Origin of the sequence: Streptomyces sp. NPDC050549, from assembly GCF_040655035.1 — a bacterium.
Classification (GTDB): Bacteria; Actinomycetota; Actinomycetes; order Streptomycetales; family Streptomycetaceae; genus Streptomyces.
In genome coordinates, this window is the sequence record NZ_JBFAJD010000006.1 from 30200 (window position 1) to 54531 (window position 24332).

General features: G+C 70.3%; 20 protein-coding genes. 7 read left to right on the forward strand and 13 right to left on the reverse strand.

Annotated features, from left to right (window positions below):
- Positions 1-44 precede the first annotated feature (44 nt).
- The 6 genes from AB0I51_RS11390 to AB0I51_RS11415 form a co-directional block, all read right to left on the reverse strand.
- A complete protein-coding gene (locus AB0I51_RS11390) occupies positions 45-2771 on the reverse strand; it encodes an alpha-mannosidase (protein ID WP_362973732.1) in 2727 nt (908 codons plus the stop codon).
- A gap of 29 nt (positions 2772-2800) precedes the next feature.
- Positions 2801-3658: a carbohydrate ABC transporter permease gene (locus AB0I51_RS11395; protein ID WP_362973734.1), complete on the reverse strand. Its 858-nt coding sequence runs from the start codon at positions 3656-3658 to the stop codon at positions 2801-2803.
- Positions 3655-4602, reverse strand: a complete 948-nt coding sequence (locus AB0I51_RS11400) for a sugar ABC transporter permease (protein ID WP_362973736.1) — start codon at positions 4600-4602, stop codon at positions 3655-3657. Before AB0I51_RS11400 ends, AB0I51_RS11395 begins: the two co-directional genes overlap by 4 nt.
- A 7-nt stretch (positions 4603-4609) precedes the next feature.
- Positions 4610-5944, reverse strand: a complete 1335-nt coding sequence (locus tag AB0I51_RS11405) for an ABC transporter substrate-binding protein (RefSeq protein ID WP_362973738.1) — start codon at positions 5942-5944, stop codon at positions 4610-4612.
- A 245-nt stretch (positions 5945-6189) separates the two neighbouring features.
- Complete coding sequence (locus tag AB0I51_RS11410) at positions 6190-7197, reverse strand: LacI family DNA-binding transcriptional regulator (protein ID WP_362973740.1); 1008 nt, start codon at positions 7195-7197, stop codon at positions 6190-6192.
- Positions 7198-7358: 161 nt separating this feature from the next.
- Positions 7359-8612 carry an ROK family transcriptional regulator gene (locus AB0I51_RS11415; RefSeq protein ID WP_362973742.1) on the reverse strand — a complete coding sequence of 418 codons (1254 nt, stop codon included), beginning with the start codon at positions 8610-8612 and terminating at the stop codon, positions 7359-7361.
- A gap of 140 nt (positions 8613-8752) precedes the next feature.
- Here AB0I51_RS11415 and AB0I51_RS11420 point away from each other — a divergent pair, with 140 nt between their 5' ends.
- The 4 genes from AB0I51_RS11420 (at position 8753) to AB0I51_RS11435 (ending at position 13192) form a co-directional block, all read left to right on the forward strand.
- Complete coding sequence (locus AB0I51_RS11420) at positions 8753-10039, forward strand: MFS transporter (RefSeq protein ID WP_362973744.1); 1287 nt, start codon at positions 8753-8755, stop codon at positions 10037-10039.
- A gap of 63 nt (positions 10040-10102) precedes the next feature.
- Complete coding sequence (locus AB0I51_RS11425) at positions 10103-11548, forward strand: carboxylesterase family protein (protein ID WP_362973746.1); 1446 nt, start codon at positions 10103-10105, stop codon at positions 11546-11548.
- 138 nt (positions 11549-11686) lie between these two features.
- Positions 11687-12253, forward strand: coding sequence for a hypothetical protein (locus AB0I51_RS11430; RefSeq protein WP_362973748.1), 567 nt, complete (start codon positions 11687-11689; stop codon positions 12251-12253).
- Between the two features lie 66 nt (positions 12254-12319).
- Complete coding sequence (locus AB0I51_RS11435; RefSeq protein ID WP_362974191.1) at positions 12320-13192, forward strand: nuclear transport factor 2 family protein; 873 nt, start codon at positions 12320-12322, stop codon at positions 13190-13192.
- A 90-nt stretch (positions 13193-13282) separates the two neighbouring features.
- Here the strand turns inward: AB0I51_RS11435 and AB0I51_RS11440 are convergent, their stop codons facing one another.
- Genes AB0I51_RS11440 through AB0I51_RS11455 form a run of 4 tightly spaced genes read right to left on the reverse strand, consistent with a single transcriptional unit; the run spans position 13283 to position 18976 of the window.
- On the reverse strand, positions 13283-15265 hold the full coding sequence (locus AB0I51_RS11440) for an acetoacetate--CoA ligase (protein ID WP_362973750.1): 1983 nt from the start codon (positions 15263-15265) through the stop codon (positions 13283-13285).
- Positions 15262-16866, reverse strand: coding sequence for a bifunctional 3-(3-hydroxy-phenyl)propionate/3-hydroxycinnamic acid hydroxylase (locus tag AB0I51_RS11445; RefSeq protein ID WP_362973752.1), 1605 nt, complete (start codon positions 16864-16866; stop codon positions 15262-15264). The genes AB0I51_RS11440 and AB0I51_RS11445 overlap by 4 nt, the downstream gene beginning before the upstream one ends.
- A 21-nt stretch (positions 16867-16887) precedes the next feature.
- Positions 16888-17826, reverse strand: a complete 939-nt coding sequence (locus AB0I51_RS11450) for a fumarylacetoacetate hydrolase family protein (protein WP_362973754.1) — start codon at positions 17824-17826, stop codon at positions 16888-16890.
- Positions 17827-17854: 28 nt separating this feature from the next.
- A complete protein-coding gene (locus AB0I51_RS11455; protein WP_362973756.1) occupies positions 17855-18976 on the reverse strand; it encodes a VOC family protein in 1122 nt (373 codons plus the stop codon).
- A 143-nt stretch (positions 18977-19119) separates the two neighbouring features.
- Between AB0I51_RS11455 and AB0I51_RS11460 the strand changes: the two genes are divergently transcribed.
- The 3 genes from AB0I51_RS11460 to AB0I51_RS11470 all read left to right on the forward strand — a co-directional run bounded on the left by AB0I51_RS11460 (position 19120) and on the right by AB0I51_RS11470 (position 21619).
- Entirely contained in the window at positions 19120-19755 is a 636-nt protein-coding gene (locus AB0I51_RS11460; RefSeq protein WP_362973758.1) for a TetR/AcrR family transcriptional regulator, read from the forward strand.
- Between the two features lie 246 nt (positions 19756-20001).
- Positions 20002-20580: a hypothetical protein gene (locus AB0I51_RS11465; protein ID WP_362973760.1), complete on the forward strand. Its 579-nt coding sequence runs from the start codon at positions 20002-20004 to the stop codon at positions 20578-20580.
- 121 nt (positions 20581-20701) lie between these two features.
- Positions 20702-21619, forward strand: a complete 918-nt coding sequence (locus AB0I51_RS11470; RefSeq protein WP_362973762.1) for an expansin EXLX1 family cellulose-binding protein — start codon at positions 20702-20704, stop codon at positions 21617-21619.
- A gap of 30 nt (positions 21620-21649) precedes the next feature.
- On the opposite strand, the gene AB0I51_RS11475 is transcribed toward AB0I51_RS11470, so the two are convergent.
- Genes AB0I51_RS11475 through AB0I51_RS11485 form a run of 3 tightly spaced genes read right to left on the reverse strand, consistent with a single transcriptional unit; the run spans position 21650 to position 24282 of the window.
- The gene (locus AB0I51_RS11475) at positions 21650-22258 is read right to left on the reverse strand and encodes a hypothetical protein (RefSeq protein WP_362973764.1); all 609 of its coding nucleotides are present in this window, start codon (positions 22256-22258) and stop codon (positions 21650-21652) included.
- A gap of 23 nt (positions 22259-22281) precedes the next feature.
- Positions 22282-23343, reverse strand: coding sequence for a rod shape-determining protein (locus tag AB0I51_RS11480; protein WP_362973766.1), 1062 nt, complete (start codon positions 23341-23343; stop codon positions 22282-22284).
- A 36-nt stretch (positions 23344-23379) separates the two neighbouring features.
- A complete protein-coding gene (locus AB0I51_RS11485; protein ID WP_362973768.1) occupies positions 23380-24282 on the reverse strand; it encodes a helix-turn-helix transcriptional regulator in 903 nt (300 codons plus the stop codon).
- Positions 24283-24332 lie beyond the last annotated feature (50 nt).

Genomic DNA, 24332 nt, shown 5'->3' on the forward strand with positions numbered 1-24332 from the left:
TTCGTGAGAGCAGAACGGGGCGTATTGCATTCGATCATGGCGGTCTACCGGAGTACGACGGTGCGGATCTCCCATGCACCGAGGTCGAGTTCGAGCGCGTCGGTGACCGGGGTGCGGGACAGCGGCCGGCCCAGCAGATCGACGGTCGTGGCCTCGGTGAAGGTCCCTGTCACGCGGACCGTGGACGGAGTGTCGCTCATCGCGGTCAACCGCACCTCGGTGCCGGGGACTTGTGCGTCGTCGCCGCCGACACGGCGGACGGCCGAGACGAGGACGTCCTTCCCGTCGACGCGCAACCCGGCCCGGTCCGGCGGTAGTTGACGCCCGGCGGGCCCGGTTCCACGAGTCACCAGGACGTCGCTACGGAACTCCTCGGCGAGCGCGACCGCGTGCGCACCACGCCAGCCGGACGCCGAGGGCACGACGGCGAACCGGTTCTCGGTCAGCGTCCCGAGGTCCTGCGCACCGGGTACCGGGATCTCGCTTGCCGCCGGTTCGTCCCGCAGGGGGTGGATGTTGACACTGATCGAGCCGATCGCCCGAAGCAGCGTGATCGCGAGTTCGGAGCCGTCGCCGACGAGTTCGTACTCGCTGGAGTGGTCGAGCAGGACCGTGGCCGCGCCCGCCGACACGAACGAACCGGCCGGGAAGGTCGGCAGCGGATACTCGCCCCAGCCGCCCTCGGCGGTCAACCCCCGCTCGGTGACGGCGAATTGCCCGGCGGACGCGGATGTGGTCACCGGCTCGGGCAGCGGCACATGGAAGCGCAGCCGGTGGTCGGCGGACTGGTTCAGGAAGGACGTGGAGACCCGCACGAACGGCTCGCCCACCCGCACTTCCACCAGCGTCTCCACGGGTGTCGGCACGGTCCGGTCGCCGCGTACATCGCGGTCCGTGGAGAGCGCGGCGGGCCATTCGTAGACCCGCGTGACACGCGACCGTGAGCGCACCGGGCCGGTTTCGAGGACCTCGACGGTGATCTCCGTGGGCTCCGAGACGAGGGCGTCCTGCGCCGGGGGAGCGTAGTTGTAGCTGTCGCCCCGGTCACCGCCGTCGACCAGGCGCCCCACGCCGTACAGCGCGGTGCCGTCCGGCCCGGTGATGTCCAGGGTGCCGTCGGCGGCGACCGTGACCTCGACCAGGCCGTTGGAGAGGGTGCGGTCTGTCGCCGTGGCGGGGGTGTGCGTGGTCGAAGCGATGGTTTCGCTCGGCTCGACCCGGAAGCTCGCCAGCCCCGAGGCCTGAACGTCCACGGGTACGAGCGCGGTGGCCCGGGCCTCCTCCAGGGTCAGGACCCGCCACTCACCCGGATGTGTCGCGGCTGCCTCGGCGACCTCGCGGCGCAGGATCAGCAGGTCGAACGGTCCGCTCCTCGGTACCTCGGCGAGGTGGAAGACGAGTTCACCGGCGGCGAGTTCGTAGTGGTCGATCAGCCGGCCGAAGAGCTCGCGGCGGTGGATGCGGCGCAGGACGCGCTCCAACTGCGAGGCGTCCATGCGCTCGTCGCTGAGGACGGTCGGTGCCTGGGAGATCAACTGCACGGGGGCGGTCGAGCCGTCGGCGGCGGTCGCGAGGAGCGCGGTGCCCTCGGGCGGGGCCACGACGTCCACCTCGACCAGCGCCTGACGGTCGAACGGCAGCGGGTTGGCGACCAGATGGCCGTCGCTCGGCACCAGGGCGGCGGGCTCGGCGAGCGCCGCGTCCCGTACGGCACGGGCCGTCTGCGTGGCTTCGGCGAGGCGGGCGGCGACCTGGTCGCAGGTCTCGTCCGTGCCGGAGCCGACGACCGAGTCGTGCGCGGTCGACTCGATGATCTTGTGCCAGGCGAGGCGGAGGAACGGCGCGTCGTCGCGCCGGGACCACAGCGCGTTCATGCGCTCGGCGTGGTCGATCGTCCGCTCGGCGAGCGCCATCCGCTGTTTCAGCCCGAGCCGCACCGACAGCACGCCCGGCAGGATGTTGCCGCGCACATGACTGCGCAGCTCACCCGTGACGACGGCGGACACCTCGTCACGGACATGCTTGCGGAGGTACTCGTCGAGCGTGGCGACGATGATGGCACGCCCCTCGCCGGAGGCCCGCCGCAGCCAGGACGCCAGTTGGGGGTCAGGTGCGTTGTGATCGGTGCCGGCCATCGCCAACACCGGGTCGCCGCCCCACCGTTCGGCCGTCATCTCCGCGTAGTCGTTGAGGGCGCGGCCGATCTGCTCGGGGACGAGCAGGACGTCGAGGCCGTTGTCGTAGCCGTCGAAGAGGAACTCGGTACGGACCTGGGAGCCGTCCGGCGCACGCCAGTTGAAGGCGTGGCCGTCGACGGAGCCGGGCACCCCGCGCCACAGCGCCGCGTGCTCGATGCCGGCCCGCGCCAGGATCTGCGGCATCTGCGCGATGTGGCCGAACATGTCCGGCAGATAACCGACCGGCATCGCGCCGCCCAGTTCCTCGGCGGCGGCCCAGCCCATTTGGAGGTTGCGGACGATGGTCTCGCCGGAGCAGAGGAACTCGTCGAGCAGGATCAGCCACGGCCCGATGGCGAGCCGGCCCTCGCGCACCAGGGCCACGACACGGTGGCGGTTCTCCGGCCGCATCTCCAAGTAGTCCTCGACCGCAGCCAGTTGGCCGTCGACGGTGAACCGGAAGTTCGGGTCCGTCTCCGCCGTCTCCAGCACGGTGTCGAGGGCGGCGACGAGCCGGTGCCGGAACACCTGGAAGGGCTCGTACCACTCCCGGTCCCAGTGGAAATGGGGCACGAAGACAGCGGAGTCGGTCATGACGGGGGGCACCTTCTGTGCGGGGGCGGTCACTTGAGGGAACCGGCGGCGAGTCCGGTGCGCCAGAACCGCTGGAGCAGGATGAACAGGATGATCACGGGCACGATCGACACCAGCGAGCCGGTGATGACGGACTCCTGGAGGAGCGGGGCGCGGGCGGTCTGGCCGTTCCACTCGTAGAGGCCGAGCGTGATCGGGAAGAGGGACTCCTTCTGGAGCATCACCATCGGCAGGAAGAAGTTGTTCCAGATGGCGACGAACTGGAACAGGAAGATCGTCACCAGTGACGGCGTCATCAGCTTGAACGCCACGGAGAAGAACGTGCGGAACTCACCCGCGCCGTCCAGCCGCGCCGACTCCAACAGCTCCTGCGGAACAGCCGCGTTGGCGAAGATCCGGGCGAGATAGACGCCGAAGGGGCTGACGATGCTCGGCAGGAACACCGCGAAGTACGTGTTGACGATCCCGGTCGCCGAGAACAGCAGGAACAGCGGGAGCGCGAGCGCGGTGGTGGGGACGAGGACGCCACCGAGGATGACGGAGAACAGGAACTCCCGCCCACGGAACTGGAACTTGGCGAGCGCGTAGCCGCACAGCGCGGAGATCAGCGTCCCCACGGCCGCGCCGAACACCGCGTAGATCACGGTGTTGACGATCCACTTGCCGAAGATGCCGTCGCTGCGGGTGAACAGGACGCGCACGTTCTCGAACAGGTTGAAGTGCGAGAACGTCAGGCCGTTGGTGGCGGCGAGGTCGCCCTGCGGCTTGGTGGCCGCGACGACCAGGAAGTAGATCGGCAGCAGGAAGTAGATCGCCAGGAGGAGCATCAGGGCCATGGCGGCCGTACGGCTGACCTGGCTCTCGCGGCTCACGGTTTGCTTGCTCACAGGCCGGCCCTCTTCGAGGTCAGTCGCATGAACCCGAAGCTCAGGACGAAGGTGATGACGGCGATGACCACGGAGATCGCCGCGGCCTGCTGGTAGTTGTTCCCGGAGGCCACCGCGTACGCCAGCATGTTCGGCGTGAACGTGCTGGAGATGTTCGAGGAGATCTGCCGCAGCACGGCCGGCTCGGCGTAGAGCTGGAGGGTGCCGATGATCGAGAACACCGTGGTCAGGATGATCGACGGGGCGATGATCGGGACCTTGATCTGCCAGGCGATGGTCCAGTTGCTCGCGCCGTCGAGCTTGGCGGCCTCGTAGAGCTCCTGCGGGATCGACTGCAGGGCCGAGAACATGATCAGCATGTTGTAGCCGGTCCACAGCCAGGTCGAGATGTTCGCCACCGACCACAGCACCGCGCCCGGCCCGAGGAAGTCGGGCTTGAGCCCGATGCCGTTCAACAGGTCGACGACGGGGCTCAGTTGGGGCGAGTAGAGGTACGACCACATGATCGCGGCGATGACACCCGGCACCGCGTACGGCATGAACGCGGTGATGCGGAACACCGACTTGAGCCGCAGCAGGGGAGTGTCGAGGAGCAGGGCGATCGTCAGCGCCACGAACAGCATCACCGGCACCTGGACGATGCCGAAGAGTCCGATGCGGCCGACGCTGGACCAGAACTCGTCGTTCTGGAAGACCTTCGTGTACTGCTCGAAACCGCCGAACGTCGTGTACGAGGTGCCGTACTGCCCGCCGGTGCGGCGCACGACGCGGACGCTCTGCCAGAGCGCGTAGCCGACCGGCGCCAGGTAGAAGAGCACGAACGGGAGGAAGAAGGGGATCACGAACGCGAAGATGGTGCCCGCCCGGGGGCCGCCGCCGTTGAGACGGCGACGGCCCCCGGGTGACGCCACCACGCGCGACGCGCGGGTTGCGATGTCGGTCATCGTGCGGTCACTTGCCCGCCGCTGCGGGGATCGCCTGATCCTTCATCGACTTCAGCGCGGCTGACTGCGCGGCCGACAGGGCGTCGGAGAGCGTGCCGCTCCCGGCCGTCGCCTTGGCCATCGCGTCCTGCAGCGCCAGGTTCACCGTCTTCTGGGTCGGGCCCCAGGCGAAAGTGGTGTTGATCTTCTTGGACGAGGCGGCGAAGACGTCGAAGATCTTCTCGTTGTTGTAGTACGGAACTCCCTTGGACAGCGCGGGGAGTTGGAGCCCGGCGTTGGCCGCCGGGTACAGGCCGCCGAGCTGGTTCTCCAGCGCGAGGGCCTCCGGGTCGGTGTTGAGCCAGGTGTTGAACTCGACCGACTCGTAGAGGTGCTTGCTGCCCTTCATGAACGCGACGGTCGAGCCGCCCCAGTCACCGGAGGCGCCGTCCGAACCCCACGTCGGCATCGGGACGATCGTCCACTTGCCGGCCTGCTTGGGGAGGTTGTCGCGGAACATGCTGTAGCCCCAGGCGGCGCCGACGTAGCTGGCGATCCGGTCCTTCTGGTACGCCGCGTACATCTGCGTCGAACCGTTGGCGAGGTCGGTCCGCACGAGCTTGCCGGCGATCAGCTTCTGCCAGTAGTCGGCGACCTGCCTGCTCTGGTCCGAGGCGACGGTGACCTGCCACTTGTTGCCGGAGTAGCTGTACATCTGGGCGTTGTTCTGCCAGAGGAGACCGTTGAACCACTCGGCGTTGTTCGGGTCGAAGAAGGTGATGTCGAGCTTCGGGTCCGCCTTGTGCAGCTTCGCCGCGGCGGCCGCGTACTCGTCCCAGGTCGTGGGTATCGCGATGTCGTACTTCTTGAAGATGTCGCTGCGGACGTAGAGGGCCATCGGGCCGGTGTCCTGCGGCAGGGCGAACACGCCGGTGTTGCCGAAGCTGGTCTGCGACCAGGTCCACGGCACGAACTTCGACTTGGCCGCCGTGGCCGCCGAGCAGGCCGACGCGTCCACGAAGGCGCTCTGGGTGCGGAGGTTGGGGAGTTCGTCGTAGCCGACCTGCGAGAGGTCGGGGGCCTTGCCCGCCTTGAGGGCGTTGCTGAGGATGCCGTACTGGTCGTTGGAGATGTTCTTCGTCTCGACCTGGATGTTCGGGTTCTTCTTGTTCCACAGGGCGACGACCTTGTCCATGCCCGGAACCGTGTTCCAGTACTGGAGGGTCACCTTGCCCTTCGCGGGGGCGCAGGAGGTCGCGGATGTCTTGGCCGACGGCGAGGATGACGAGCATCCGGCGAGTACGGCGACACTGGCGGCCACGGCGACGACGGCGAGGCGGAAGCGAGTGACTTTGCTGCTCATGGTTTCCGTTCCGGACAACGACTAGCGGCGGTGCTAGGCGGCTCGATGCTGATCCCTCGGGCGGGATGCCTGCTGGAGTGGTTACACCATTTTTGGCGGTCTGCGATCTCCCCGTGAGCGCTCCCGTGAGCGCTCACGGGACTGCTTGTGGAGTGGCCTGTTCAAGTGTGTTGTGAATGTTCGGAAGTTTGCGCTCCGGCACGAGGGGTGTCAAGACATTCGGACCGGATGCGCGCCGGTGCGGCTCAGGCGGAGCCACCGAGCCGCAATTCACCCCGTACGACCAGCTCGTCGGCGGCCAGCGCCTCCGTGCCCGACAGCAGCCGCGCGATCTGCTCGATGGCGAGGGCGCCGAGGCCGCGAGTGTCGAGGGCGACGCTGGTAAGCGGGGGCTCGACCAGCGCGCCGAGCTGCAGACCGTCGAAGCCGATGACCGCCAGCTCGTGCGGGACGTTCCTGCCCAGGCGGCGGGCCTCCCGCAGGGCGCCGAGCGCGATGATGTCGTTGAACGTGAAGACCGCGGTGACGTCGGGGTGGGCGGCGAGCATGGCCCTGAGTGCCGCCCCGCCGCCGTCGGCGGTCTGGTCCGCGCCGACCACCAGACCAGGGTCGATCCCGTGCGCCCTCGCGGCCGTGGTGAACCACTCGTGCCGGATGCTCGGCTCGGCGCGGGTGTGGTGGTCGAGCATGCCGATCCGGGTGTGCCCCCGCGCGACCAGGTGCGCGACCGCGGCGTGCACCCCCTCCGAGCCGTCGATCGTGATCGCGCTGAACCGTGTCCGCTGCTCCCGGCCGATGAGTACCACCGGCATGCCCCGCGTGAATTTCTCCAACTCGCTCTCGGGACAGCTGAAGTAGCCGATCACCGCGTCGACTTGGGAGCTGATCACCTGGAGCGTGCCGAGTTCCTCCTCGGCCCGGTCGCCGGTGTCGTACACGACGACCTGCCAGCCGCGGGCCCGGGCCGCCTCCAGCGCGGCGGCGGCGACCTCGGTGAAGAACGGGTTGAGCAGGTCGGGGATGACCAGCCCGATCGTCATCGTGTCCTGGCGGACCAGACCGCGGGCGAACCGGCTCGGGCGGTACCCGAGCGCCCGAGCGGCGTCCAGCACCCGCTGCTTGGTGTCGACGTCGATCTCGTCCTTGTCGTTGAGCGCCCGTGACACGGTCTGCCGGGACACCCCGGCCGACTTGGCGACGTCGTTGATCGTGATCTTCCGGGGCTCGGCCCCCGCTGTTGATGGCAGCACCATCGCCCACCTCCCGCTTCTCGCGAACGCCGGTGCGCGCGCAAGGCCCGAGTATGCCCGTACCGGGGTGGCCCGACGAAGCGACGGCCACCGGACGGAGGCGCCGGCCCGGGTGGCGGGGGGCTCCATGACCATGGCCAGGGGCAGCGGAAACGGCCTCGCCGTTACGGGGACGCCACGCCGACCGGGGGCGCGGGGACGGCCGGAACGCTGGTGGGGTCGTCGAGGAGAGCGTCGCGGCAGGTCTGGAACGCGCCGCGCAGCGTCGCCTCCGTACCGAGGACGCCGAAGGTGATCTCCGGCTGGGTGTCCGGCGCCAGGGCGCGGCGCCCGGCCAGCCGGGCGTCCAGGCCGGGCCGGAGCCACGTGGCCCAGGTGGAGAGGTAGCCGCCGAGGATGATCTCGCCGACGTCGGCGACACCGCAGACACCGAGGACGGCCGCACCCAGGGCGTGCCCGGCGGCGCCGAGTGCTGCGGTCGCGTCCGGGTCGCCCGCGCGCAGTCGGCGGTCCAGCTCGGCGAGCGCTGCCTCGCCCCCTCGCGCATCGGCGACGGCGTCCAACCCGGCCGCGTGGATGAGAGGTTCGGGCCCGATGTACATCGCCAGGCAACCCTGCGTGCCGCACCGGCATTCGGGACCGTCGAGAGCGATCGGCAGGTGCCCGATCTCGCCCGCCATGCCGTGACTCCCGCTGTGCACACGGCCGTTGACCAGCAGTCCGCCGCCGACACCGGTGTCGGCCTTGATGTAGGCGACGGTCTCGGGGTGCCGTACTCCGTCGGCCGCGAGGGCGTGGTACTCGGCCAGGGCCGCCATGTTGGCGTCGTTGACCACGTCGACCGGACAGTCGAGTCCGGGGAGTTCGGCGACGACCAGGGCGCGCAAGTCGGTGCTGTGCCAGCCGAAGTCGATGGCTGCGGCGACCAGTTGGCCGGGTCCTATGACCGGTCCGGCCATGGCGACGGTGAGTTGGGCGACATGGGCGTCCGGAGACGCGTCCCGGACCATGGCTTCGGCCGCCCTCGCGGCACAGCCGATGACCGCGGCCAGGACGCGCGGATCGCCGTACGGCGCGTGGTGCGGCGCCGACTCGCGGTGCAGGACGTGGCCGCCGAAGTCGGCCGCCATGACGTGCACGGACTCCAGGGTCACCTGCGCGGCGAGGATGACCACCCGTTCGGGGACCAGCCGCAGCAGCCGCCGGGGGCGGCCCCGGCCGCCGGACGGCACCGAACCCGCCTCGCGGACCAGGCCACGGTCGATGAGTTCCGCGACGAGCGCCGTGACGGAGGCGTGCACCAGCCCGGTCCCGGCGGCGACCTCGGTACGGGCGCAGGGGCCGTGGGCGTCGAGGTGGCGCAGCACCAGGGCCAGGTTGCGGCGTCGCACGTCGGCGGAGTCGGCGGGGGCGTTCACACGGACGATTGTGCCCCCGGCACGGTGTGATCCGGTCATGGTGGCCAAGATATAATTTTTCGAGTCTTGAAAAAAATAAATGGGCGAGTCCATACTCCCGACACCGGCAACGAAGCCGGTCCGTCCCCGTGGAGGCGTCCTTGTCCGCTTCGACCTCTTCCGCCCCCGCCACTCCCCGAACGGACGACACCCTGGGCCGCTCCCGGGTCAACGTCCTGATGTGGTCGATGGGCGCGGGATTCGCCGCTCTCTACACCGCCTACGCCGGTCTCGTCGTCGTCCTGCTTCCCACCCAGATCCAGAACATCGACGCCGCCGCGAAGGAATCGAACCTCGCGCTGGTCACGATGACCTCGTCCATCGTCACGCTCTTCGCCCAGCCGATCATCGGCGCCGTCTCCGACCGCACCCGGGGCCGCCTCGGCCGCCGCACCCCCTGGATGCTGTTCGGTGCCGTCGGCGCGGTCCTCACCCTGCTGGCCATCTCCCACGCCACCACCCTGCTCTGGCTCACCCTGCTGTGGGTCGCCGTTCAGGTACTGCTGAACGTGGTCCAGGCCCCCCTCACCGCCGTCATGGCCGACCGCGTGGCCCCGCGCCGGTTCGGCATCGTCTCCGCCTTCGTCGGCCTCGGCTCCAACCTCGGCGCCACCCTCGGCGTGATCCTCGCCGCCCGCTACGCAGGACGCCTCGGCCTCGGCTACGGCGTCATCGCGGCCGTCGTCCTGGTGACGGTGCTCGCCTTCGTCCTCCTCAACCGCGACCGCACCTGCCCCGAGCCCCCGGAGCCGTTCTCCTGGCGGGAGTTCCTCACCGGCTTCTGGATCTCTCCGCGCAGGCACCCGGACTTCGCCTGGGCGTTCGTGGCCCGCATGACCTTCATCCTCGGCTACTGGGGAGTCGCCACCTACCAGCGCTACGCCCTCCAGGACTACGTCGGCCTGGACGGCGGCGCCCTCGACAGCGCCCAGCAGCTGATGTCCGTCCTCGCCCTCGTCGGCACCCTCGCCGGTGCCGTCCCTGCCGCGAAGATCTCCGACCGCACCGGCCGCCGCAAGATCTTCGTGATCGGCGCGTCGGTCCTGCTCGCCCTCTCCATGGCCATCCCGCTGCTCAGCCCCACCCTGCCCGCGATGTACGCCTACGCGCTGGTCAGCGGCATGGGATTCGGTACCTACATGTCGCTGGACATGGCCCTGATGACCGAGGTCCTGCCCAAGGGCTCGGCGGCCGGCAAGGACCTCGGCATCCTCAACATCGCCACCAACATCCCCCAGGCCCTCGGCCCGATCATCGCCTCCGTGCTCATCACCTCCTTCGCGGCCGGCTCCGACAAACTGCCGGGCTACCGCGCCCTGTTCGTCTTCGCCATGGCCGTCGTGCTGATCAGCGCGCTCGCCATCCGGCCGATCAAGAGCGTCAAGTAGCGGGCCAGGCGCGAGACTTCGACCATCACCCGTAACCTCCCCCCTCCACAAGGAAGTCGCTCCGTGCCCCAGTCCGTGATCGCTGCCACGTCCCAGGGACCCGTCCTCGGGACGTGGCAGCACACCACCGCCCGCTTCCTCGGCATCCCCTACGCCAAGCCCCCGGTCGGCGACCTCCGCTTCGCCGCCCCCGTCCCGCCCGAGCCGTGGACCGAGCCACTCGACGCCACCCGGTACGGGCCCACCGCGCAACGCCGCCCCTTCATCCTCGACGGCCCCACCACCATCCCCGAACCCTCGATACCGGGCGACGGCGTCCTGAACCTCAACGTCTTCACACCCGACCCGCAGCCGGGCGCGGGCCTGCCCGTCCTGGTCTGGATCCACGGCGGCGGGTACGTCGCCGGATCCGCCGCCAGCCCCTGGTACGACGGCTCGGCCTTCGCCCGCGACGGAGTCGTCCTCGTGTCGATCGGCTACCGGCTCGGCATCGAGGGCTTCCTCCACCTCGACGACGCCCCCGACAACCGCGGCGTGCTCGACTGGATCGCCGCACTGACCTGGGTACGCGACAACATCGCCGCGTTCGGCGGCGACCCCGCGAAGGTCACCGTCGCCGGTCAGTCGGCCGGCGGCGGCGCCGCGCAGACCCTGATGGCCACCCCCGCGGCACACGGCCTCTTCCGGGCCGCGATCTCCCAGTCCGGTGCCGTCAGGTCGCCCCAGCACCGGCGCGACGCACTCGCCGACTCCGCCCGCCTGACGGCACGCACCGGCGTCCCGGCGCTGGCGTCCGCACTCCGTGATCTGACTGCTGATCAACTTCTTGCCCTTCAGGACGCCTTGGCCACTCCCGAGGCCGGGCTGACGCTGGCGCCCTTTGCGGACGGGGAGTTGATCCCCGTTCCTGTGGCGGAGGCTTTCGCGGATGGCAGCGCGGCTTCCGTCCCGCTGGTGCTCGGGTTCACCCAGCGGGAGTTCAACCCGCCGGTCGGGACCAGTCCGGCGCCGACACCCGCACCGGTCGAGGCAGTACAAGCCGTGCTGACCGCAAACGGGTTGGCCCCGGAGGCCGTGTCCGCCTACATCGCCCTCCACGACGACGATGACGACCCGGCGCAACGCGTGGGCCAGGCCCTCACCGACGCCATATTCCGAGGCCCGTCACTCGCCCTCGCCGAGGCCCGCGCACACCACGAACTCCCCACCTGGCTCTACCACTTCACCTATGGAAGCGCCTCCCACTGCGTGGAGATCCCCTTCGCGTTCGGCCTCCTCGACGCCGAACGCGTCACGGCCGCGACGGGCCCGCATCCGCCCCAGTCCCTCGCCGACGAGATGCACGGTGCCTGGGTCGCCTTCGTCCGGGACCTCGACCCGGGCCCCGAGTGGCCCCGCTACACCGACAAGCGCCGCACCACCATGACCTGGGACACCACCCCGCACACGCTGGACGACCCCTTGAGCGCGGAGCGCCGGATCTGGACCGGCTCGCCGATCACTCCTTGAATCGGCCGGATCTCTGCTGCCGGCCCGGCAGCAGAGATCCGTTGCGGAGGACCAGGTCGCCCCTATGCTGCGGCGGGGCGACGGGAGGCACGTATGCACAAGCCCGGCACGAGGGCGTCGGTCAGAGGAATGCTTGGCGTGCTCGTGACCGTGACGGTGACTTTGGCGGCGGCGTGCGCGCACCAGAGCTCGGCGCCGGTGAAGGAACCTTCCGGGAATGCCTCAGTCTCACCGGAATCCACGGTCTACGCCTCCAAGTTGCAGAAGAGCGACCTCCCTTGGAACGGCAGTTCAAGCCCGTACAACGCCGAGGTGAAACTCGGTGACGGCCGCCGGGTGGCCCTGCACTACCGCCGGGGCGAGGGGCTCGTCGAGCAGCACTACAGCCCCCGGGCGAGGGCCTGGACCGCACCGACGGTCATCTACCGCACCGGGACCGACGCCTGCCAGGGCATCCACCTGCGTACCAGGAACGGAACCGTGGCGGCGATCGCCGACTTCGGCCCCTACTGCTACGACGGCGAGCCACCGACCGAGTCCCTCGCGGCCGTGGGCGTCGGCGACCTGACGGACTGGAGCGTCAACGTCACGAAGGACTTCGACGGCTGGGAACGGGCCACGGTCTCCGAGGACGGGCAGCGGGTGGTCTTCGGGAGGAACACCACACTCAACTGGAGCGTGGCCGACGGGTTCGAGGGCCGGTGAGCTCCGACTCGGGCCGTCGGACCAACGAGTACGGCAGCACCTCAGGACAAGAAGAAGTTCACGGATCTGCCCCGCCAGGTCTTCGCCGACCCGCTCACGCTCGACTTCTCGTCCATCACCGGCATGCCGCCGACGGAAACACCGCTCGACCAGTACACCGGGATCCTCCGGGGCGCCTTCGTACCGTTCGTGGTGACCCACCATGCGATCACCGGCCACGTCGTCGACATCAACGGCGACCGCGCGACGGTCCACGCGCGCGTCCGTGCCGAGCGCTGGCTTCCGGACGAGTCGGCAGACGGCGGGCCCATCCGGTGGCTGGTGGTCGGCTTCTACGGCAACGAGGCGGTCCGTACGGCGGACGGCCGGCGTCTCGACCGGGAGAAGCTCACCTCGACGTGCCAGGAGAACGCGCATCTGGCGAGGGCCGCCCTGCCCTCCGGGCAGGTGCACCGGCGGCGGGGGCCGAGGCCGACCCCGCGCCACAGAGAATCCGTAGGGGAAGGAGAGCGACCGGATGCCGCGTATCCGGGGAGCCGGCATCGAGGAAGACCACGACCGCGACAAGAGCACCCTGGTCCTGGTCCTGGTCCTGGCCCTGACCGGGCGGGCTTGTCGGCCCGCGGTCGAGCGCGTGGCGTCGATCGCGGCGCGGTCCGCGGACCCGGCCGCGGAGCGGATGGGGGAGATCATCGAACGATCCTGGAGGCGTCCACGGACCAGGCCATGCAACCGATGTTCCGAGCGGGGTCAGGCCTGCTGGTCACAGAACTGCCCGAGGGGCCGGGAAACCCGTTCCACGCGATCGTGGTCGAGGTGGAGAACGTCGTCCGGGACGGTATCGCGCGGAGAATTCCGTGTTGTGGGAGACGCACGGCTCAAGGTGGAACTTCTCTCCGGTGCCATGCGCTCCGGAGGAGATCGTCCTCGCGTCGCTGACCCGGCACCTCGATCAGGACCGGTCGGCGCGGGGCGTGCAGAGCTCCCGGTCGAGGCCGGTGGATCCGCGCCGACCTAGCCTCGCTGTTCTCATGTCGGGTTCCTTCGGCGGCGGCGCTGCGCACCCAGATGGACGAAGTAGTCGATCAGCGCAGGGACATCGACGGCGCCGGGGTTGACGACCTGCTCCACGTCGTGGCCCTGGAGCAGTCGTTTGACGGGGACTTCGAGTTTCTTGCCGGTACGGGTGTGCGGGATCGCCGGGACTTCGAGTATCTCGTCGGGGGCATGTCGGGGCGATACGCCGGTGCGGATCGCGTCGCGGATGCGGTCGCGGAGGGCGTCGTCGAGTTCGGCGCCGGCCGCGAGGACGACGAACAGCGGCATCCAGTAGCCGCCGTCGGGTTCCTCCGCCCCGATGACCAACGCCTCGGCGATCTCCGGGAGTTGCTCGACGATGTCGTGGATGTCGGCACTGCCCAGCCGTACACCGTGGCGGTTGAGGGTGGAGTCGGAGCGGCCGTGGACGATGACCGAGCCGTGGGAGGTGAGGGTGATCCAGTCGCCGTGGCGCCAGACGCCGGGGTGGACGGCGAAATAGGCCTCGCGGTATCGGCTGCCGTCGGGGTCGTTCCAGAAGTGCAGCGGCATCGACGGCATGGGCCGGGTGACGACCAGTTCACCGACCTCGTCCCGCACCGGAAAACCCTCGCCGTCGTAGGCGGCGAGCGCCACGCCCAGGTGGGGCGCCGACAGCTCACCGGCCCAGACCGGGGTGTTGGGCGAGCTGCCGGCGAACCCGGAGACGATGTCGGTGCCGCCGCTGACGGAGGCGAGCAGAGCGTGCCCGGCGACGTGGTCGCGGACCCATGGGTAGGCGGAGGCAGGCAGGGCGGAGCCGGTGCAGCCGACGACGCGGATCGAGGAGAGGTCGTGCGCGGCGGCGGGATCGATGCCGAACTTGGCCATGCCCAGGAGGAATTGGGGGCTCGTGCCGAAGACGGTGACGCGGTGCCGGGCGGCCAACTCCCACAGGACATCTGGGCGGGTGAGTGGTGCGGGGCTGCCGTCGTAGGTGCAGGTGGCCGCGCCGGTGAGCAGGGTGGAGGCGACCAGGTTCCACATCATCCAGTGGGTGGTGGTGTACCAGAGGAGCCGGTCGCCGGGGCCGAGGTCGGAGTGCAGGCCCAGGGTCTTGAGGTGTTCGAGCAGGACACCGCCGTGCCCGTGGACGATGCCCTTGGGGAGGCCGGTGGTTCCGGAGGAGAACACGACCCACAGCGGGTGGTCGAACGGCACGGCCGTGCAGGTGAGTTGCTCGGTACGGGTGGAGGCGTCCTCCCAAGGGATCACCGGCGACGGGTGGTTCCGTGAGGGCCACGGCAGACCCACGTGGTCCACGAGCAGAGTGGCCTTCAACGTCGGTAGCAGGCAGGCGAGTTCGAGGGCGGCGTCGCGGCGGTCGTGCGTGGTGCCGTTGAAGAGGTAGCCGTCGGCGGCGATCAGGACGGTGGGTTCGAGCTGCGCGAAACGGTTGGCGGCGGCGCTGGGCGCGTAGTCCTGCCCGCACACGGACCACACGGCACCCAGGCTCGCGGTGGCGAGGAACGCGGTGATCGCGTGCGGGGTGTTGGGGAGGTAGCCGACGACGCGGTCACCCGTGCCGACGCCCAGGTCGCGCAGCGTTGCGGCCACCGAGGCGACCTGATCGCGCAGCCGCCTCCCGGTCACCTGGTAACCGGAGCCGGTCTCGTCGAGGGCGATGATCGCCACGTCGTCGTCCGCGAGGTTGCGCAGGGCGTGGTGGGCGTAGTTGAGGGTGGCGCCGGTGAACCAGCGGGCGCCCGGCATGATCTCCTCGGCCAGCACCTTCTCGTACGGCGTGTCCGCGTCGACGCCGAAGTACTCCCACACCGCACCCCAGAATCCGGCCAGATCGGTGACCGACCAGCGGTGCAGGGCGGCGTAGTCCGAACCCTCCATTCCGACGCCGCGCGCGAAGTCCGCGATGCGACTGCCGGAGGCGACCTCGGGGTCGGGAGCGAAAAAGGGTTCCGGGTGAGACGTGGTCATCGCGTCGTGCTCCTCAACAGGAGGTTCTGGGTGGTCCGTTGGGTGTGGAGCGGCCTTCGGGAGGTGTGCAGCAGGGACGCCCAGTCGGCCGTACCCGTGAAGTCGTGGCCGCCGGCCGGGACGACGTCCATCACGACACGGTCGGGGCGCAGCAGCACGGCGTCCGCCCGTCCCTCGCGCAGCCACGTCGCGAGGCGTCCTTCGTCGTCGAGGTCGGCTACGGGCAGGATGCGGGCGCCGAGGCCGTCGGCGACCGCCGTGACGGTGGGGGCCACGGGTGCGAGAGCCAGTACGGCGAAGGAGCGGCCGAGCAGTTCGTCGAGGCGTGTCGGCCGACCGTCGACACTCACCCAGGCCTGTGGGCAGAAGCCGCCGACCGGACCGCGTCGGCCGAGGCGTGACGGGCGTCGTACGAGGGGTCCCGCGGTCAGGGATGGGGTGAGGTCTCGTGCGACCGCCGTGGTGAGCCGGGGTATGCGGACCGCCGCGCCCAGTGCGCCGCGGCGGAGGGCGGCGGCACCGTCCTGGCCTCCGGTCATCGCCCAGCCCATCGCGACCGCGAGGCGGATCATGCGCCGGGCGTGGGGCTTGCGTTCGCTTTCGTAAGTCTCCAACAGACCTTCCTCGGCGCCCTGTTGGAGCACCCGTGCCAGTTTCCAGCTCAGGTTGCGGGCGTCGCGCAGACCGGCGCACAGTCCCTGTCCGATGAACGGCGGGGTGAGGTGGGCGGCGTCGCCGAGGAGGAAGACGCGGCCACTGCGCCAGCGATCGGCTGTGCGGGCCCGGAAGGTGTACTGCGCCTGCCGTATCACTTCGAAGTCGGCGCCGGCAAAGAGGTCCACCCAGGGCGCTACCAGTTCCCGCAGCCGTTCGTGATCCGGTTGGGTGTCGTCCGGAAGCCGGAATTCCCAGCGGTAGCGGTCCTCGCCGATGCGCATGAAGGTGGCTGGCCGCGCCGGATCGCAGACCTGGTCCACGCCCTCCCAACAGCGGACCGGGAGGCTGGTGCGCACGTCGATGACCGTCCAGCGTTCTTCGAAGCGCAGGTCCTCCCACCGCGAGCCGACGGCGGAGCGGGTGACGCTGCCCGCCCCGTCGCAGCCGAGTACGGCGTCCGCGAGCAGTACGTGTTCACCCTCGGCCTCGCGGTACGTCACTCGGACCGGTCCGGCGCCGTCCTGCTCGACGCCGGTGACCTCCACCCCCTTCCGCAGCTCGCATTCCGGGGTGCGTGCCAGCGCGGCGCGCAACACGCGTTCCAGCGCGGGCTGGTCGAACATGCTGGTCTGCGGGAAGCCGTGCGCGCCCTGTGCGGCGCGTGGGAACTCGGCCATCACGTGGTGCCGGGCGTCCAGCAGCCGCAGCCCGCGCGCTGGCCGGGCGATGGCGTCGAACTCCTCGTCCACGTCCGCGGCTTGGAGGATCCGGCGTACCTCGTCGTCCGTGGCGACGGCGCGCGGCAGGGGGTAGACGTCCTGGTGGCGTTCGAGGACGACGCTCCGGACGCCGTGCCGGGCGAGCAGGAGCGCGGCGGTCACGCCCACGGGCCCGGCTCCGACGATCACCACGGATATCTCTGCCGAGTTGGTCTCGACGCTCATGTGCGGCTCACTTCAAGGGTTTCAGGTCGCGTCGGTCACGGGAGTGTGCTGCTCGCCCAGGTCGATGCGTCCGTCCGGGGTGGCGATGGTGGCGGTGATCCGGTCGCCCTGCCGCAGGTAGTGCGGGTTCTTCGCCTGGCTCTTGAAGAACGCCTTCCACTTCACTGCGGGCGGCAACAGCGCGCCGAGCTTCTCCACGGCCTTCGGCGGTGCCTTCAGCGCGGTGCCTCCCGGGGTACCGGTCAGCAGCAGGTCGCCGGGCTCCAGCGTCTGGAACCGGGCCAGCAACGTGAGCGCCCGCGCCGGACGCACGATCATGTCGGCGAGGGTGCGGTCCTGCCGCAGCTCCCCGTTGACGCTCAACTGCAGCCGCAGATCCAGGAGATGACCGAAGTCCTCCGGCTCCAGCAGGCTGAGGTACGGCCCGGTCGGCGTGAACGTGGGATACGACTTGCTCTCGTAGAACTGCGTCTTCGTCAGCTGTACGTCCCGCGCGCTGATGTCATTGGTGACGACGAGCCCTGCGACGTACGACGCCAGGTCCCGCTCCTCCACCACGGTGCCCACGGGCAGCGACGTCGCCATGACGAGGCCGAGTTCGACCTCGTAGTCGAGGAAGTTCACGTGGGAGGGGCGGACGATGGCGTCGTCGGGGCCGCTGACCGAGCCGGACGCCTTGCGGAAGAAGGTGGCCGGGATGTCGCCGGTGAAGCCCGAATCGCGGGCGTGGCTGCGGTAGTTGACCATCTGGGCGACGACGCGGCAGGGCGTGGTCACGGGGGAGAGGGCCGCGAGGTCGGCCACCGGAGTGCCTGTCTCGCCGCTCGCGGCGGTCTCTCGTACGGCGTCGCGGTCGGCCAGCAGATCGGCGGTGGTGACGGCCTTGGTGTCGATGCGGACGGCGCGTGAGTCGCGCACCACCCACCAGCCGGCGGCGGTTCGCAGGACGTTGGTGCTCATGTCGGTGCCTCTGTCAGGGGGTTGGGGGTCAGGACCTGGCGGCCCTGAGCAGGCCCAGCAGGCGTGCCGGGTCCATCTCGTTGTCACCGCGCAGGGCCTGGATCACCTCGCGGACCCGTTGCGGTGAGGGGCTCGCGCCGAGGAAGTCGCGGGTGGCAGGCGGCCCCCACTGGGCGAGGCCGCTGGTGGACATGGGTGCCCAGCCGGGTTCCAGGTCGCAGGAGAAGAGGTCGCCGTCGGCGAAGTGCTCCAGCATGAAGTGGTCGGGGTCGCGCCAGTAGTCGAAGAGCTGGCTGCCCTGGATGTGCCGTCCGATGCCCCAACTGCGTTTGTAGCCGCGTTCGTTGAGGTACTCGCCGCCGGTGGCGATGGAGTCCAGGTCGGTGACCTGGTAGGCGGAGTGGACGTAGCCGTTGCCCGGGCCGAGGTGCATGGCCAGGGTGTGGTGGTCGGCGGGCACGCTGCCCAGGTCGCAGCGGAGGAATGCCATGGTGGGGCCCCGGTCGCGCTGCCCGTCCAGGAAGAGGAAGTCGGACACGATCATGCCGAGTGTGTCCAGGTACCAGTCCAGCGCGCGGCCGAACACCCGTGTCTCCAGGACCAGGTGACCCAGGCGCTGGATGCGGGACGGCTCCCGGGACGGTCGCTGGGTGGCGTTCGTGCGACGGTGATCGGTGCCGAAGTTGAGGAGCAGCGGCCGCTGTTCGGTCAGCGCGGGCAACGAGTCGGCGCAGTGCACGACGCGCACGGGGAAGCCTGAGGGATCGAGGAGACTCACGGACCCGCCGCCGCCGGGGACGTCGGCGTCCCGTACGTCCGTGCCCGTAGCCCGGGCCAGCCGGTCCAGGTCGGCGCGGTCTGCGGCGCGGAACGCCGGGCCGATGAAGCGGGACGTACGGCCGCGGCGGATCACCATGCACGGGGAACCCGCGAAGGTGCCGCGCAACCACAGCTCGTCCGGGGTGCGGGAGGCGACGCCGAAGCCGAAGTCGCGGGCGAAGACCTCGGCGCGGTCCAGGTCGGGCTTCTCGAACTCCAGCCAGGCGAGGTCCGACACCTTGATCACGGGGTTCCGGGAGCGCCCGGGGTGCTCGCCGCGCAGGGCGCCCTGCGCGCTGTGGAGGTCCTGGTGGGCCGTCCTGACGTCCATGTTCTCCTCCGGGCCTCCGGGCTGCATCGCTGATTGATGAAATCATCAGCTTTGACTTCTTGATCGTCAATAGTTTCTCCCGGGTAAATTGATGCATTCATCAGAACTGTGGGATGCGGGTCCCCGTTGCTAAGCTCGCACGTATGCCGACGTCAGCCCCGCCCCGCAACCGCTTCGAACGCCGTCGCGCCGAGACCCGCCAGGCCCTGATCAGGGCGGCCCGGCGGATCCTCGCCGAGACCGGGGACACCAGCGCGAGCATCCAGACCATCGCGGAACGCGCGGACGTCGGCTTCGGCTCCTTCTACAACCACTTCGAGTCGAAGATGGAACTGTTCGACGCGGCCGTGGTCGACGCCCTCGACGAACTCGGCCAGACCTTCGACGAACGCCTCCAGGACATCGACGACCCCGCGGAGCTCGTTGCCGCCGGCTTCCGCCTCAGCGCGCGCCTGGCCGACTCCCGCCCGGAACTGATGCAGGTCCTGCGCCACCGAGGCCTCAGCCACATCCACTCCGACTCCGGCCTCGCGCCGCGTGCCGTGCGTGACCTTGAGGTCGGCATCGGCTCGGGACGGTTCACCATCGCCGACCCGACCGTCGCCCTGACCGCGCTGGGCGGCTCCCTGCTGGCCCTGGTGGAGCTGCGGTTCGCCCGCCCCGATCTCGACGGGGACGAGACTGCCTCCCAGCTGGCCGAGATGCTGCTGCGCATGCTGGGTGTCCCGCCGGAGGACGCCCGCGTCGTCGCCCGGCGCCCGTTGCCCGACCTCGGCTGAAACCCCGTACGACCCTGGAGGAGCACACCTTCGAACCGTCCGACGACGTCCAGCCGCGCGGCAGTACCGCTCACGCGGTGGCCCTCCATCGGGGCGCTTCGCCGCCGGGTCTGCCGAGGCCGGCGAAGTGGACCGGCACTCCGAACCGCCCGGCCGGGGGACGGCCGACCGTCTCCGCTTCCCGCGCTTCCGGCCCACCCGATAACAGTTGGCCCGCGCCCGGTCCCGTGCCCAAGAATTCCCGGTGTGACAGAAACAGAACTCATCGACGACGAGACACCGGACGGGCTGTTGGGCTGGTGTCTGGTGGCCAACGTCGCGCGAGAGACCGCGCACGGCGAGAGCGGCCTCGAAATTCAGCGCGGCACGCGGCACTTCCCGATAGGGGCCCTGCTGTGGATCCCGCCGATCCCCTGGGACCCCGGCCACGGCCGCTGGCCCGCCGTGGGCCGGCACCGGGGGAACGGCCGCAGATACGTCAACATGGTCGTACGCGCCGAGGACTTGGAGAACTTCCGCGTCAAGGGCGTCTACAGCGAGGGCCTCGTGCGCAGCCTCAACGGCCGTCGGCACGACCCGGCCGCCCCGCGGACCCTGCGGAATCCGTGGACCCGCGAGCGGGCCCAGAACTGGGCCGACGGCTGGAACCGACCCCGGGAGAGCATCCGTATCGACGGGCGCTCCCACCCGCGGATCACCGTCCCCAACCCGCCACCGGCAGAGTTGGCGGTCGGCGGTGAGATCCTCCACCTCGCTCACTACGGCCCCAGGGGACCCCACTACAGCCGCACACCCCCTCCCGCGGAATGGACTCCCGAACCCTGAGCGCCCACACCCGCCCCCAACTGCCCATCCGCGGAAAGGGCTTGCCGCCGTCCCTCGGAGGCTGGCACGATCGCCTCCTTCATCACTCCGGGAAACGGAGGGTGGCCGTCGAGGAGGTCCGGTGTCCAAGCGGTGGCTGTTTCTGTCGGCGGCCGCGGTGCTCATCGTCGTCTCGCTGGCCCTGGTGCTTCTGCCAGGTGACAAGAACGGCGAGGACGTGAAGACCGAGGCGGGCCACGCCGCCACCGGGTCCGCCGCGAACTCCCCTTCCGCGACCGGCACTTCGACCGCCTCCGCCTCTCCGTCCACTCACGCGACCGACGCGTCCAAGAAGCCGTCGGCGACACCTTCCGCCCACCCGACCGCAACCCCGGCCACCCCGTCGGCCACGAAGGCCCGGCAACAGGCCGTCGGCACCGCCTCGTTGGCTGGACGCATCCGGCCCGGCGTCACCTACCGAGGTGTCGCCACCTTCTACGACGCGGACGGCAGCGGCGCCTGTCTGTACGACCCGGGCGACGACGTCCTGACCGGCGCGATGAACACCACCGACTACGAGTCGTCCAAGGCCTGCGGGGCGTATGTGCTCGTGCACGCGGCCGGTGGCGCCACCGTCACCGTCCGGATCACCAATGAGTGCCCGGGGGACTGCGCACCCGGACAGATAGACCTCAGCGCGCAGGCATTCGCCGAACTCGCCAGCCCTTCGGCCGGCCGGATCCCGATCACCTGGAACCTGGTGAGCCCCAGCACCTCCGACACGATCTCGATCCGCTACAAGACCGGGTCCAGCCGCTACTGGTGCGGCATCCAGGCGATCGGCCACCGCAATCCGCTGGCCCGCCTGGAGGTCCTCGCGGGCGGTACCTGGCGTCAACTGCCGCGCGCCAGTTACAACTACTTCCTCTCCGAGAGCGGCAGCGGCTGCGGCGGCGCGATCAGGCTCACCGACATCTACGGCGAGCAACTCACCGTTCCCGCACTGGCGGTGCGGCCCGACGTCGTACAGTCCACCCGCCTTCAGTTCGCCAAGCACTGACGGGTCTGCCGATCACCTGGTGCGCCGTGCTCAGCGTTCTCGCCCGGCGGCCGCGCTGAAACCGAGCGAGGCGGTGAACAGGGCCTGAACCGTGGCGATCACGGCGGACAGGTCCCACATCCATCCGGGAGCGGCGGGCGGCGGACCGGCGCTGACGTCGTATCTGCCCCGGGGATCGACCGTGACGGTAAGACGGTCACCGACAGCGAGGTGCCCCGCGCCGATGACGCCGAGCCGCCGGTGGTGGGCGGCGTCCGCCAGGATCGCGTCCGTTCCGGCGTCGTACACGCCGGTGCTGGGCCGCAGGTCCGTGACGACCGCCCGGACGGCTCGGCCACGCTCGTGCAGCGCCTGATCCTTCAGCGCGAGCCAGCACACCAGCATGGTCACGGCGACGCAGGCGGCCACCGCGGTCTCCCGTAGCGGGATCTCCCACCCCCTGGTGCTGTCGCCCCGGAAGTCGTACAGGACGAACGCCAGCCCAAGCAGAGCACCGGCCAGCACGAGCGCGCCGAAGCCCAGGACCATCGGGTTCCGCCATCCGACGGGCGTCAGCGACGCACCGTAGACGACACCGAAGGCCATACCCGTCAGCACCGCGCTCACCGGCACCGCGAGTGCCGTCCACAACAGACGCACGGCCCACCTCTGCCCGGTGGCGCTCACCGGTCGCCGGGTGTCGGACGACGCGGCAGCAGGCGGAGCAGCTCCAACCACGCCAACTCCTCTGGCGTGTAGGCGTCTTGGTCCACGTCCGAGGGGGATCGGCCCCAGTCCGCGATGAGTCGGCGGAACCGATCGGTGCGTTCGTCGGCGATGACAGGGGTCGGCGGATTCTCGGCCAGCAGACGATCCACCCCGTCGCGGAGAACCTGAGGGTGTTCGAACCCGATTCTCGGTTCGGCGACCCGGCGCGCGGACAGCCCGGTGCGTTCCGTCAGGTGGTCCTCCGCTCCGGGTGGATGCGGGCCCGTCAGCAGCAGTCCGCCGGCGGTTGCCTGCCGGGCGGTCTCCGGCGGGGCGTCCCGCAGCACCCGCGCCACGAGGTCCACCACCGGCTGGTAGGCAGGGGCCACGACGGCGCGCAATCCGGTCGGCGACAACGTGACCTCGACCTGCTGCCGGGGGCGGGCGCTGTCGTCGGTGATCGGCGATCCGTCGACGGACAGCGGGCCGGGCACTGTCGGCGACGGCGCGAACGCGCCGCCGTGGACGACGGCGGACCACGCCACCTCCAGGCCGAGGTCGAGGCCGTCCTCCTCGCGCACATGCCCGATCACCGCGTCGGCCAGACCTCGTGCGCCACCGGTGGACAGACCGCTCGCGACCACCTCACGCCCGGCGACGAGGGCGACCGAGCTGTGCACCGCGTCCAGGTGCACCACGACACAAGCGGCCGGTTCCGGGTCCTGGCCCGCACCGACCAGGGCGGCCACCGTCTCGTCCACCACCCTGACTTCCGCCCCCGGCCACTGCTCGCGGACCGTGTCCAGGGCCGGCTGAACCCCCGGGTGCGCGTCGGCTCCGGGTGCCACGAGAACCACCGACCCGATCGGCGCCCACAACTGCGACGCCTTCGGCACACCGACCGCCAGCAGTTCCGCCGCGAGCGACGGGTCCGAGCCCGGGCCCGGATTCCAGGCCAGCTCCAACACCAGCTCCGTGTACCGGGCGCTGCGCCCCGTCCGCTTCAGTCGTATCTCTTCCAGAGCCCACCAGAGCACGCCGCCCACCCCGCACCGTTGTCCTGTGCGGCGATCTTAGGTGATTGGCGACATACCGGCAGTCGTACCCGTGCGGTCCGGCAGGGGGGCGGCGACGACCCGCCGCAGCCTCGCCTCGTCCGAACTCCCGGGCGCCGCCGTCAGGATGACGATCTTCAGGTCGGATTCGCCGTCCGTCAGGACGTCGCAGTCCACGTCCACGGGCCCGACCACGGGATGCCGCACCGTCTTGCGGTCCTCGCGGTGTGCGGCCACCGTGCCGCTCGCCCACAGTCGGGCGAACGTCGCGTTGCCATCGGTGAGTTGACGGATCAGGTCGGCCAGCCGGGCGTCGTGCGGGAAGCGGCCGGTGGCGCGGCGCAGGTCGGACACGACGGCCAGATCCGAGTTGTCGCCGTCGCGCACCAGCACCGGCCAGGTGGCGATGCGTACGTCGTCGCCGGAGCCGGTCGGGAAGCGCTCGCGGGCGAAGTTGCGGAGAGCGGGAGGCTTGGCCGACGGGTCGCCGAGCAGTGCGGCCCACCCGGGGTTCCACCAGATCAGCTGCCAGTCGGCCGCGAACACGGCGACCGCGACCTCACCCAGCCGGTTCAACACGCGGTGCACGCCCGGCGGGAGGTGGTCGGGGATCGGCTCATGGTTCGGCGGGACCAACCCCGCCATGCGGTAGAGGTGTTCCCGCTCGGTGCCGCTCAACCGCAGTGCGAGCGCGAGGGAGTTGACCACCTGTGCCGAAGGCGCCGTGGACCGCCCCTGCTCCAGGCGCACCACGTAGTCGACCGACACACCGGCGCGCTCGGCGAGTTCCTCACGGCGCAGGCCGGCCGCCCGCCGGGACCGGCCGGACGGCAGCCCCAGCGCCGACGGTGACAACCGCTCCCGCCAGGCCCGGATCGTCGCGCCCAGCCCGAGACCCTCGTTCACTGCCATGCCCTCCATCCTGCCCCAACTCGCCATCCTGGTAATGCGGTTCCTACGGTCGTGGCGTC